Raw genomic sequence first — 13601 nt, forward strand, 5'->3', positions numbered from 1 at the left:
TTGCCCAAACCAGGTGTCCGAAGAGGAACATCCAAGCCCAGACTGACAGATTATTAGTTCCATAGGGGCTGTATCCGTTAATGAGCTGGGCAGAGTTCAGCCAAAGATAATCTCTAAACCATCCCATCAGGTAGGTTGAGGATTCATTGAACTGAGCTACATTACCCTGCCAGATACCCAAATGCTTCCAGTGCCAGTAGAAGGTTACCCAACCTAGCGTGTTCAGCATCCAGAACATCGAGAGATAGAAAGCATCCCAAGCAGAGATGTCGCAAGTACCGCCACGACCGGGGCCGTCGCAGGGGAAGGCATAACCAAAATCCTTCTTATCAGGCATCAGCTTGGAACCGCGAGCATCCAAGGCACCTTTGACAAGAATCAAGGTGGTGGTATGCAGACCCAAAGCGATCGCATGGTGAACCAGGAAGTCGCCAGGGCCAATGGTTAAGAACAGAGAGTTCTTGCCAGAGTTAATCGCGTCTAACCAACCGGGCAACCAAACATTACCGTGATTGGGCCATGCAGTGCTTGCAATGCTATCCGGGTTGGACAACAGAACATCCATCGCATAAACAGCTTTCCCGTGAGCTGCCTGAATGAACTGAGCAAAGACAGGCTCAATCAGGATTTGCTTTTCAGGAGTACCGAAGGCAACAACAACGTCGTTATGAACGTAGATTCCTAAAGTGTGGAAGCCCAGGAACAGAGACACCCAGCTCAGGTGAGAGATGATCGCCTCTTTGTGTTCGAGCATCCGAGCTAACACATTACCTTTGTTGGCTTCTGCATCATAGTCACGAACAAAGAAGATCGCGCCGTGAGCAAAAGCACCAACCATCAAGAAACCAGCAATGTATTGATGGTGTGTGTACAGTGCAGCTTGAGTGGTGTAGTCCCGCGCCATAAATGCGTAAGGCGGAATGGAGTACATATGCTGGGCAACCAAAGAAGTGATTACACCCAAAGCAGCCAACGCCAAGCCTAACTGGAAGTGCAGAGAGTTGTTGATCGTGTCATACAACCCTTGGTGGGGCAGATTGAACTGACCTTCATTCTTGAAGCCGAACAGGGGATCTTTGGAATTGAGCATTTCTTTGATGCTATGACCAATTCCAAATTGAGTCCGGTACATATGTCCAGCGATGATGAACAGTACAGCGATCGCTAGATGGTGGTGAGCCATATCCGTCAGCCAGAGAGATTCAGTCTGAGGATGGAATCCACCTAAGAAGGTCAGAATAGCAGTTCCTGATCCTTGAGAAGTCCCAAACACATGGCTAGCTGTATCCGGATTTTGAGCATAAACGCCCCAGTTTCCGGTGAAGAAGGGAGCCAAGCCTGCCGGGTGAGGCAGAGTGCTGAGGAAGTTATCCCAGCCAACGTGCTGTCCGCGAGACTCAGGAATGGCAACGTGTACCAAGTGTCCTGTCCAAGCCAGAGAGCTAACTCCAAATAGACCCGCCAAGTGATGGTTCAGACGAGATTCAGCGTTTTTGAACCAGGAGAGGCTGGGACGATATTTCGGTTGGAGGTGTAACCAGCCTGCAAACAGGAAGATTGCAGACAGCAACAACAGGAAGATGGAACCTTGATAGAGATCACCATTGGTTCGCATTCCGATGGTGTACCACCAGTGGTAAACACCTGAGTAGGCGATGTTAACGGGGTTAGAAGCACCTGCTTGCGTGAAAGCATCTACCGCAGGCTGTCCGAATTGAGGGTCCCAAATCGCATGAGCGATCGGACGGACATTTAAGGGATCTTTAACCCATTGTTCAAAGTTACCTTGCCAAGCGACGTGGAAAAGGTTGCCAGAAGTCCAAAGAAAGATGATGGCAATGTGGCCGAAGTGGGAAGCAAAAATCTTTTGGTAAAGATTTTCTTCCGTCATGCCATCATGACTCTCAAAATCATGGGCTGTGGCAATCCCGTACCAAATCCGCCGAGTGGTCGGATCTTGTGCCAATGCCTGGCTAAATTTGGGAAATTTAGTTGCCATAAGTCCTAACTAAATCGTCTTCTCTTGCGAAGTTGCTCCATCTCCTTCGGAGACGCTGGGCGAACGACGGAAACCGCCAATACCGCACTGAGCGATCTCTTGGGATGGTCCACTCAAGGAGTCAGAGTCAGTTTGAGGATGACCCCAACCCTTGAGCGGGAGACTCTCATCCAACTGAAATGATTCGAGCCAGGAAGAACGCCCAAGTGGTGACGATTCCTCCAAGTAGGTAGTGAGCAACTCCCACTGCACGACCCTGAGTAATGCTCAGAGCGCGAGGCTGGATTGCTGGAGCTACCTTGAGCTTATTATGCGCCCAAACGATCGATTCGATCAGTTCTTGCCAGTAGCCACGACCACTAAACAGGAACATTAAGCTGAATGCCCAAACAAAGTGTGCTGCGAGGAACATCAAACCATAGGCAGACAGGGCAGACCCATAGGAGGTGATGACCTGAGAGGCTTGCGCCCAGAGGAAATCACGCAACCATCCATTAATGGTAATGGCACTCTGGGCAAAGTTACCATTGGTTATGTGAGAAATTGTACCGTCTGATCCTACAGTTCCCCAGACGTCAGATTGCATCTTCCAACTGAAGTGGAAAATCACAATCGAGAGGGAATTGTACATCCAGAACAGACCTAAGAACACGTGATCCCAACCGGAAACTTGGCAAGTACCACCCCGACCCGGACCGTCGCAGGGGAAGCGGAAGCCTAATTCAGCCTTATCAGGAATCAGGCGAGAACTGCGGGCGTACAGAACACCCTTCAGCAGAATCAGAACGGTAACGTGAATGGTAAAGGCATGGATATGGTGAATCATAAAGTCCGCCGTACCCAATGTAATCGGCATCATTGCCACCTTACCAGCCACTGCAACGACATCTCCACCAAAGGCTGGGCTGACGCTAGCCAAGGCGTTCGGAGCCGTATTACCGGGCGCCAAGGTATGTAGGTGTTGAACCCACTGTGCAAATATCGGCTGGAGCTGAATCCCGGTATCTGAGAACATATCTTGAGGACGACCAAAGGCCCGCATTGTATCGTTGTGAACGTACAAGCCAAAGCTATGGAAGCCCAGGAAAATACAAACCCAGTTCAAGTGAGAGATAATCGCGTCACGGTGACGAATTACCCGATCCAAAACGTTATTAACGTTCTTTGCCGGATCATAATCGCGCACCATGAAGATTGCACCATGAGCGCCTGCACCCACTATCAAGAATCCGCCAATCCACATATGGTGGGTGAATAGGGAAAGTTGAGTGGGATAATCCGTAGCAATGTAGGGGTAGGGCGGCATGGCATACATATGGTGAGCCACGATGATGCTCAAAGAACCCATCATTGCCAGGTTAATCGCTAGCTGTGCGTGCCAAGAAGTTGTTAGGGTTTCGTAGAGACCTTTGTGACCTGTACCCCCAATGAGTAAGGGGTCTCTGTGAGCCTCTAGAATTTCCTTCATGCTGTGACCAATACCCCAGTTGGTGCGGTACATATGGCCAGCAATGATGAACAGTACAGCTAAGGCTAGGTGATGGTGTGCTGTATCTGACAACCACAAGCCACCTGTTACAGGATTAAGACCTCCTTTGAAGGTTAAGAAGTCTGAGTATACTCCCCAGTTTAAGGTGAAGAAGGGTTTTAAACCTTCTGCAAAGCTGGGATACAACTCGGTCATTAAATCCCGGTTCAGGATGAACTCATGGGGCAGGGGGATATCTGCGGGGGCTACCCCAGAATCCAGCAGCTTGTTAATGGGTAAGGACACGTGAATTTGGTGTCCAGCCCAACCTAAGCATCCCAAGCCTAGCAATCCGGCTAAGTGGTGGTTCATCATCGACTCCACATTCTGGAACCATTCCAGTTTCGGAGCCCGTTTGTGATAGTGGAACCAACCTGCAAACAGCATCAAACCTGCCATAACCAGCCCACCAATAGCGGTGCAGTAAAGCTGGTATTCGTTTGTAATGCCGGATGCACGCCAGAGTTGGAACAATCCAGAGGTGATCTGAATTCCGTGGAAGCCTCCTCCCACATCTGCATTTAAAATTTCTTGACCGAAGATTGGCCAAACCACCTGGGCACTCGGTTTAATGCCTGTGGGGTTTGTTAGCCAAGCTTCATAATTTGAAAACTTCGCGCCGTGGAAGTAAGCGCCACTCAGCCAGATAAAAATAACCGCTAAATGACCGAAGTGGGCGCTAAAGATTTTGCGCGAAATATCTTCTAAATCACTGGTATGACTATCGAAGTCGTGAGCGTCGGCGTGCAGGTTCCAAATCCAGGTGGTGGTATTTGGACCTTTGGCTAGATCACGTCGGAAGTGACCGGGTTTTGCCCATTTTTCAAACGAAGTAGGAACTGGATCGTTATCGACCGTTATCCTTACCTTCGCCTCCGGCTCTGGAGGACTGATGGTCATTGAGACTCTCCTCTCTCTATGACAAAAACTCTACGTGTTGTGAATTATGAAACAAGTCATTAAACTTTTTCAAAATCCTTCGCAAAAGTTAATGTATTACTAACAATTGCTAGGAAGCAACACAACTCCCTATTACTTTACTACAAGAGTGGAAAATTTTATTTTCACACTCAACCCCTCTTTACAGCTTTGGAAATTTCCCTGGGCCGTTTCAAGGGGCTGTTGTATCTAAATGATATATCATCTTTCCCTGTCAGGGGGAAATGGCTTGTTAACAATAATTAAAAGCAGCTATAAGCCTTGTTGTATATGGGTTATAGTTGATTTTAAGTCGCAAAAGCCACCAAAAATCATTGATAAATGTTACAAAACTTAAACTAGATGAATGTAAGTTCTTAAACTTAAAAGATCTTGACACCGTGAAATTAGCGATCACTGTTTAGCAACCCGAGGAGCGCCCCAGATCTCTTAGGGTTGCGTGAGTGTGTGCTGTGAGACGGGGTTCTCTATATCTTCTCAACTGGCCAGCCTGATTGTTAACGAGAACCAAGTAATAATCGCGCTCAAATAGCCAAAGCGATCGATGTTTGCGACCTGCATCAAGTAAAGGGAAGTGTTTCAGGAGGATGCTGAAAATCTTCTCCAACGATAAATCTTGTTCTATCAACGGGATAGGTTTTGACGTAAATAAGGCATCCAGTCTCTGACCTTGGGCTATAGGCACAATGGGGTGGATACCGCAGCCAACTGCCAGTTGGATAACTCCCCAACTCATCCTGCCAAATCCCTTCTATGACAAAGATTTCTTTCATTTCGGTTTCTACTACATTGGAGAGTGTAGTGTGGGGCTGCCAGCGCTCGACCCAGACTTTTTCTGGATATCCAGTTTGTTTATAAAGGAGCTGCAATTCTATCTGGGGGATAATACCTGATTGCCAGGACGACTTGTAGATATTTGTTTTAATTTGTTGGCGACTTTTTCCACCGTGTTGTCGCAATTTAACAAAGGTCAAACATCCCCGCTCGCTGTAGGGGCGATGGATAAACCCTTCAGGATTCAGCATATAAGTTCCTGGTGGATGTACCCCGGTTTCGTCTGCAAAATCGCCCTGAAGGACCAAAATTTCTTCTCCTCCAGGATGGCCATGTAACGAAAAAAATCCACCTGGATCAAATTTAGTCAGCATAGTGACTGGATGCTCTTGAACCTGATGATCAGATTCAAAACAACCAAACCAGATTCCAGTAAAGATTGTCTGATACCAGACGAGCGATGTCGGCAGGACAGCAACACGGGTAAATAAGTTTTCGTTAACTTGTTTAGGTTGCCATTGAAGCTGAGAACCCACTAGAATTACACCTCAAATTTTTTGAACTTTTCAGACACTAGCCTACAACAAAGACTTTACTATTACCACTGAAAAGTCTTAGGTTAGTTTAATCAACTCAAAACCTATGAATCATACATCTTGCTAAAAAGGAATCTTGCTGTAGCGATTCAAGGGGGTAGTTCACTCAATGATCCTTTTGGGCTATAGTTCCATAGTGGAAGCCTTCCATACAAAATTGGATTTGGGAGTTTCAGGAGAACTCAATGTTGAACAGGAAATGCGGTCGGACAACCCTAAGAAAATGGCTAATATCAGCCCTAGCCGTCATCTTAGTTTTCAATCTTCTCGGATGTGAGCAACCCGAATTACCCGAAGCGAGTCTACCCATTATCTCAGTCTCTCAACCGACAACAGAGATGGCTGAAGTCTCGCCTCCGAAAGCAATTCAAATGCTCCATCCCCCCCTTGATGTCCATCAACCTCAAGTCACCATCCTCAGTCCTCAACCTGATGAACTTTTCCAAGACAACACCATCAATGTCCAACTTCAAGTCCAGGACTTACCCATTTTTCGAGATGAAACATTAGGTTTAGGGCCACATCTACAAGCCATTCTCGACAATCAACCCCTAGAAGATATCTACACCCTCGACCAACCCCTTATTTTATCGGATCTCGAAGCCGGAACCCATACCCTGCGAATATTTGCGGCTTACCCTTGGGGAGAAAGCTTCAAAAACGATGGAGCCTACGCTCAAACCACCTTTCATATCTTTACCAAAACTCCTGAAAACAACCCTAACCCTCAACTTCCCCTCCTAACCTATAACCAACCGAGAGGAACCTACGGCGCCGAACCCGTTTTGTTAGACTTTTACCTCGCCAATGCTCCCCTACATCTAGTCGCTCAAGAAAATCCAGAAGATGAAATAGTTGATTGGCGAATTCGCGTCACCGTCAACAGTCAAAGTTTTATCATCGATCAATGGCAACCTATATATATAAAAGGTATAAAACCGGGAAAAAACTGGGTACAACTCGAATACCTCGATGAACTCGGAGAACCCCTGACCAACGTCTACAACAACACTGCTCGCGTCTTTACCTACGACCCCAACAGTCAGGATACCCTCTCAAAACTGGTACGCGGTGAACTGACTATCGCCCAAGCCCGCCCCATTGTTGATCGAGGCTATGAGGGTAAAATCATCACTCCAGAACCCCAAATTACTCCAACTCTCGAAGAAATTCCTGAAATCTTAGAACCCGTTGAAACCCCAGAAGAAGTTGAAATCGTTCCTTCGACAGAACAAACCCCAGAAACTCTAGAACCCGTTGAAACCCCAGAAGAAATTGAAATCGTTCCTTCGACAGAAGAAATCCCTGAAACTCTAGAACCCGTTGAAACCCCAGAAGAACTTGAAACCCCTGAAACATTAGAACCCGTTGAACCCCTAACCCTCGAAGAAAAAACTGATGACATTGAAACGATTCCAGAAATAGACATTCCTCTAACCCTGAACGAAACATCTGAAACCCCAGTTGAGGAAGTTTTACCCTCTGAAGAACTCGAACAACTTCTCTCAAGCGAAACCGAACCCGAAACCGAACCAACCCCCCAAACCAATGGATGGTTCAATCGCATAAAAGGTCAAATTCAGCAACTCCCTGTCTTTGAGAGAAACAACTCTCAAACCAGTCCATCAATACCTGCGTCACAAACCGCAGAACCCCCCGCCACCAACAATAATATATTCAAACGAATTTTCAGGCGTTTTCAGCAAAACCCCTCTGAACCCGAACCTTCTCAGACCTTACCTGAAATTGTCGAGGAAGTTCCAATGGCTGAACCAAGTCAACCCGTATTAGAATCGGAAAAATCTCTAGAACTCCTTCCCGATGAATTTCAACCCACCCCAGAACAGATCAACATAGACACATCGGTTGTTGAACCCGAAGTTGAAACCTCAGCAGACATTTTGGATGAAACTTCCACTGAAGAACCACAAACCCCGTTAGAAGAACCCATTATCATTCAACCGGAACCGGAACCGGAACCCCTTCCTGAAATCGTGGATGAGACTTCTATTCTAGACCTAGAAACCCAGTTAGAAGAACCTGTAGAAGTTGAACCCGAACCTGAAATGATGGATGAAACTCCCATTGAAGACCTAGAAACCCAGTTAGAAGAACCTATGGAAGTTGAACCCGAACCCGAAATGATGGATGAAACTTCTATTGAAGACCTAGAAACCGACCGAGAAAACTCCTAGCCTGTCCCCACAAACTTATTAATCTTAGGCTAACCTAGAAAAGCGTGGCATCAACTACCACGGCTTAAAGAAGTCGGGGATTAGTAACGCTTCTTCGCCCTATATTTAATAGGGAAAGTGAAGATGAACTACACCCGGCTTATACAAGTCGTGGTTTCTGACGCTTCTTTGCCCACATTTGCTTCATGCTTCCGCAATCAGTAGGGATGTGCGACTCTGCGTCTAAAGAGGCTCGTTCCAAACCCGCAAGCCCCAACTCAAACAAACCTGGGCAGCATTGATGTCTCGATCTTCGGTGTGACCGCAATGGGAGCAAATATGAACCCTGTCATTCAAGGTCTTGGGTGTTAATTCCCAACAGTTATTACAGCGCTGCGTCGGCTTTAATTGTTGGGTTGGAGCTTCTAAAAATATCCCACCCGCTTCGACAACTTTGTACTTGATTGACTCTCGAAGCATTCCTATAGCAACGTCTAACAAATTTCGGTTTAATCCGGTTTTTTGACGTTTCCGTTTGCTCCCTTTTTTCGCCTTGCGAGTCATACCTTTGAGATTCAGTTTCTCAGTAGCAACCAAGCTATTACCGCTTACAATTTGTGCCGCTACTTTGTGAGTCCAGTCTTGCCTTTGGTTGGCAACTTTTCGCTTAGTCTTGCTGATTTGCTCTTGATATTTTTTCCATCGACGAGAGGCTTTAACCTTGCGTTTTTCTGGTCTGCGTTTTCTTCTTAACTTCTTAGAGAGTTGAGTTATTTTGTCCTGAGATTGTTCAAGGAATTTGGGAGACTCAATTAAATCTCCGTTACTTGTCGCAATCGCAACTTTAGAACCAAAGTCTAAGCCAATTGCACCTTTTCCTGTTTGACGAACGGGACAGCACTCAACCGCAATTGACGCATACCATTTATTGCTTCGCCAGAAAATAGTGCAGGTCTTAGGAATTCCCCAGGTTCTCGCCTTCCCTCTCATTTGAATAGTGATGTTTAAATCTCTTAGATTCAAATAACCGTTTATTCCGTTATTGCTAGTAAGTCTCCAACTTTGCTTATTAGGGTAATCCCACCCGGAATAGTGTCGAGAGGATTTGAATTTGGGGTATTTTCCTAATCCTTTGAAGAAACGTTTAAACGCAAAATCAACTCGCTTTAAAGTGGCTTGTAAGGTGTGAGAACCCAATTTTTTGTACTCAGTCCAAACTTTTTTAAACTCGGGTAGCGAGTTTTGCTGCTCGAAATAATCAACCGAGTGGTTGAACCGTTGGTATTGCGTTTTTCTGTTAGTAACCGCAGCATTATACAGACAACAGTGCATTCGTCGCGCCCAGTGTAATTGAGTTTCTTGACGACGGTTTGGGTAAAGCCTGTATGTGATTCTGCGTGTTACCATGTCGGTATTATACACTTGAACAACAAAGGTCGTGATTGTTCACGGAGGCTACGGCGTTATCCCGCCCTACCGTATAGACGACGGGGATAATCGCGCTTTAGTTTTTTGATGGAGTTAATCTTCGATGGCTGACCCAAAACATCTCGCAATACTTAAACAAGGGGTTGCGGTTTGGAACCACTGGAGAAAACACAACCCACACATTCAACCTGATCTCAAAGGTGCAGATTTACGATCGGCGATGCTGCGGTTATCTAGCCTCAAAGGACTCAACTTAAGCCAAGCGGATCTCTCAGATGCTGATCTCAAAGGTGCTGATCTGTGGTACGGGAACCTGATCGGTGCTAATCTCAAAGGTGCTGACTTGAGAGGGGCTAACCTTTGGGGAGTGAACTTTTCCCACACCCAAGTCTTGGGTGCGAATTTTCAAGGTGCAATTCTCACAGGGATTTGTATTTTTGACTGGAAAATTGACAGCCAAACGAATTTCAAGAACGTTTTATGTCGATTTATCTACCGCCAAGCCAATCAACAGGAACGACTACCTGACGATCAAAACGCGAGTTTGGCGCCAGGAGATTTCGGTCGCTGGATTCAAACCCTGTAAAATCGAGGTAAATCTTGAACGAATTGCCCACATTTCGACAATGGTTATGGAACCCTTCGGAACCCCGACACCGCAGTTTTACACCTGGAAAGGCTATCGTTGTGCTTATGAAGTTTATCCAAATATAGACTCCGAAGCTTCCCAAAATTTACCTTTGCTGTTGATCCATCCGATCGGTGTGGGATTATCGCGTCGGTTTTGGTATCGGTTTTGCGATCGCTGGCAACAGCAAGGTTATCAAAACCCGATCTATAATCCTGATTTACTGGGGTGTGGTGAGAGTGAAATGCCTCGCATCGCCTACCACCCCAAAGATTGGGCGGAACAACTTAACGAATTTCTGCAAACTGTTATTCAAAGACCTGTTGTTGTGTTGGTACAAGGTGCGCTTCTCCCCACTGCGATCGCGTTGGTTCAGCTTCAGCAACAACAACAAACGAACTTAATTAAAGGTTTGGTATTATCTGGGCCTCCGGCTTGGCGAGTGATCACGGATGCAGGTTCACCCACTCAACATCGACTGCTGTGGAATTTGTTTTTTGATGATCCCGTTGGAAGTTTGTTTTGGCTTTATGCACGTCGTCGCCAGTTTGTCCAGTCTTTCTCTATTCGTCAACTGTTTGCAGAAGCCGAAGCGGTGGATCAACAATGGCTTGATCTATTAGAAGCCGGATCGACGAACTCCAAAAGTCGATATGCGGTGTTTTCCTTTTTAGCGGGGTTTTGGCGAAAAAATTACGAATCTGAAATGGGGGCGATCGCTCAACCGACGTTAGTCGCGATCGGTGAAAAAGCTTCGAGTATTAGTCGCAAAGGGATTTCAGAAACGCCAGAACAACGCGCTCAAGCCTATCAGAACGGTTGGCCTCATGCTCAGGCTCGGATTATTCCCGGTCGCAATGTCCTCCCCTACGAATCAACCGCAGAGTTTATAGAGATTGTAGCTGAGTTTCTGCACAGTCTTCCCTAAGTTGACTTCCCTATCTAGAGCAACCTGAACCGATCTGGGGTGAGGGTTTTTGTTAAATCACCGTAGTTTGCTCAGTATAGATTTATATACACTTCTCAGTCTACCTGCGTAAGTATTACGACTTTTACGGCACTTACTCAGTGATATTACTGATTTTAAATTTAGATATAAAATTCAATTAAATATAAACATCCGTAGAATTAAGGAAAATTCCACAAAAGTCAAACCTAAAAAACTAAAATATCCGTAAAAACTATGAATTTTTTGAAACATTTGTCTTTTTAAGAGAGCAGCATACAAGGTGATTTATGTCACATATAAATCTCAGAGATTACACTAATATCATCTTGTTAAAGCCTAATTATGCCTAGATATTGCTCAGAGCTTTAATAATGTAAAGACTCAGTAAAAAAAACTAAAATTATGTTCAAAACAGTCAATCACAGCTAAGATGTAGAAAGACAATAAAAGTATTCCACAAACACAAAATACTCAAGTTTTTAAATTGAATCAGGAGTAGCCCCCATGAAAACTAAACTATTTGCTCTATTAACGGGTCTGACAACTGTTACCACTTTAGTCGCTGCAACAGTACCCGCTCAAGCTGGAGAAATTGATGATTTAATTCAAGCGTTCCGAGAGTTTGCACCCACTCAAGACCGTATGCAAATTCAAGCTGATGGTGTAAATCTTAAAGAATTTGCTCTCACAGGGCCTTTAACACTGGGTCAAAGCACGGGAAATTTAGAAGCTGTGTTTCTCGGTGAAGTTGCGGGTCGTCAAAACAATGTTCTAAGCTATTCATCTAGCAATGGTCAGAGCGGAACAATGTGGTCTGATATCAAAGCTTTTAATGAACTGTATGACTATGGCACAACCAAATCCGATGGTATTACTCATCCTAAAATGGGCAGTTTTAACCCAGAATACAATTCTTTAGATGGTTTTCTAGATATTGGTTCAAAGTTGTCTCTGGGTTCATTTGCCGCAGGTGACACCTTAGACTTTATGTTGTCTAATCCAGATGGTACTTTTGGTTTAAGCTCTGGTAATTTCAAAGCTTATAGCATGACAGGTTTTGAAGATTGGCTCATCTTTGGAGCAGAAGATAAAATTCTCGCAAACAGTGATATGGACTTTAACGATACTGTATTTGCGGTTAAACTTGGTTCTCCTGCGGCGAGTGTTCCCGAACCTTCAACTATTGCGGCTTTGATGGGTGTAGGTGCTGCTTTTGGAGTCAGCCGACGCAAAAATGCTAATAAGTCCTAGTTGCAGTTAACAAACTCCAGTCAACATCACGAATAATTTAATGAACCCCCAACTGGAATTTCACAGCATGGGGGTTAGTTATTTTTATTGAATGCGATCGCCTCTCGAAGTGCTATAAAATGTTATGGTATCGTTGTCTAAGCAAACTATTGTATCAGTCAGTTCTATGTCACGACAGGATGCCAAAGAAATTTGGAAACTTGTTATCGTTTCGGTTGCAAGTTTATCATTGTTGGGAATAGCAGTTCACCTGATTATTCCTAAAGAGTTAATTTCTCAAGTTGTACCCGGACAAACCGTTTCACCTCGCTTACAAGCGGATCTGCTGAAAATTGGAATTCTGACCTCATCCAAAGATTATCAGACTTTTATTGAATATTTACAAGATCAATTGGGAAATCAGTTAGAAATTACTTTGGAGGGGGATGGAAATCTTTCCTATCAAGCGGCTAAAAATAAAATCATTCAAAATCAGTGGGATATTGTTTTTACTCTTTCTCCGATGCTGTCTGTTGCGGCTAAAGATAATGGATATTCGTTTGCAGCCCGGATGTTCCCCAATTTTGAACCTTATTATGAATCCGCTTTATTTGTGAGAAATGATAGTTCGATTCAATCTTTGGCTGATTTAAAACCCACAACAACAATTGCTTTGGGTGACTTTAACTCCGCCTCCAGTTTTTATATGCCGATTTATGATTTATATGGTAAAACCTTAAGAGTAAATGCAGGAAACCGTTCTTCTCAAATTCGAGAAATGGTAAAAAGTGGAAAAGTAGATGTGGGTGCAAGTTCTTTTGATTTAGTTAAAGATAATCCGGCTTTTCGGATGATTCATGTCAGTCGAAAAATTCCTGGTTCCGGGGTTTATCTGTCTCCCAAGTTATCAAAGTCGGATCAAACACTTCTGAAAAAAGTATTGTTAGATGCTCCTGCTATAATTAAACAACAAGCAAACTATGATGTAGGTCAAGAACCAGATTACACAATGTTTGTCGGAATTTCACGTCGAGCGGAAGAAGTTCTAGCTTGTGCAGATTTTTCTCAAAATCAAATTAACTTTTTTTGTCCGCCTTCCAACACGGATTATATTGCATCTAACGAGACTGCTGTTATCGGTAAAGTCAATGGGTTTAGTTATGTTGATAATGATACACTTCATCTAACATTATCAGGAAAAGATGGTAATTTGTATCGTGTGGTTGTGGCTCGGAAAATTCTCAATCAAGTTCCAAATGCACCACCACCTCCCGGTTTAATTAATAAAACGCTTCAAATTATTGGAGTTCAACCTGTTGAAGTTAACAGTCGTTTAGAGTTAAAAGTCGAACAAGC

General features: G+C 44.6%; 9 protein-coding genes. 5 read left to right on the forward strand and 4 right to left on the reverse strand.

Annotated elements, in window-relative coordinates; genetic code table 11:
• The 3 genes from psaB to WN50_RS06570 all read right to left on the reverse strand — a co-directional run.
• Positions 1-1999: photosystem I core protein PsaB (gene psaB / locus WN50_RS06560; RefSeq protein WP_046279891.1), on the reverse strand; the 1999-nt coding region annotated here is incomplete at its 3' end.
• A 166-nt stretch (positions 2000-2165) separates the two neighbouring features.
• Positions 2166-4427: a photosystem I core protein PsaA gene (gene psaA, locus WN50_RS06565; protein WP_046279892.1), complete on the reverse strand. Its 2262-nt coding sequence runs from the start codon at positions 4425-4427 to the stop codon at positions 2166-2168.
• A gap of 599 nt (positions 4428-5026) precedes the next feature.
• A complete protein-coding gene (locus WN50_RS06570) occupies positions 5027-5776 on the reverse strand; it encodes a cupin domain-containing protein (protein WP_046279893.1) in 750 nt (249 codons plus the stop codon).
• 245 nt (positions 5777-6021) lie between these two features.
• On the opposite strand from WN50_RS06570, the gene WN50_RS35180 reads away from it, so the two are divergent.
• Complete coding sequence (locus WN50_RS35180; protein ID WP_053221449.1) at positions 6022-8031, forward strand: hypothetical protein; 2010 nt, start codon at positions 6022-6024, stop codon at positions 8029-8031.
• A gap of 222 nt (positions 8032-8253) precedes the next feature.
• Here the strand turns inward: WN50_RS35180 and WN50_RS06580 are convergent, their stop codons facing one another.
• Positions 8254-9417, reverse strand: a complete 1164-nt coding sequence (locus tag WN50_RS06580; protein WP_342586742.1) for an RNA-guided endonuclease InsQ/TnpB family protein — start codon at positions 9415-9417, stop codon at positions 8254-8256.
• Between the two features lie 124 nt (positions 9418-9541).
• Here WN50_RS06580 and WN50_RS30805 point away from each other — a divergent pair, with 124 nt between their 5' ends.
• The 4 genes from WN50_RS30805 to WN50_RS06600 form a co-directional block, all read left to right on the forward strand.
• Positions 9542-10024, forward strand: coding sequence for a pentapeptide repeat-containing protein (locus tag WN50_RS30805; RefSeq protein ID WP_053221450.1), 483 nt, complete (start codon positions 9542-9544; stop codon positions 10022-10024).
• A gap of 46 nt (positions 10025-10070) precedes the next feature.
• On the forward strand, positions 10071-10994 hold the full coding sequence (locus WN50_RS06590) for an alpha/beta fold hydrolase (protein ID WP_425354785.1): 924 nt from the start codon (positions 10071-10073) through the stop codon (positions 10992-10994).
• Between the two features lie 525 nt (positions 10995-11519).
• Complete coding sequence (locus tag WN50_RS06595) at positions 11520-12266, forward strand: PEP-CTERM sorting domain-containing protein (RefSeq protein ID WP_046279895.1); 747 nt, start codon at positions 11520-11522, stop codon at positions 12264-12266.
• Between the two features lie 166 nt (positions 12267-12432).
• The coding region (locus WN50_RS06600; RefSeq protein ID WP_049558486.1) for a phosphate/phosphite/phosphonate ABC transporter substrate-binding protein at positions 12433-13601 on the forward strand (1169 nt) is incomplete at its 3' end.

The sequence above is a fragment of the Limnoraphis robusta CS-951 genome (genome assembly GCF_000972705.2).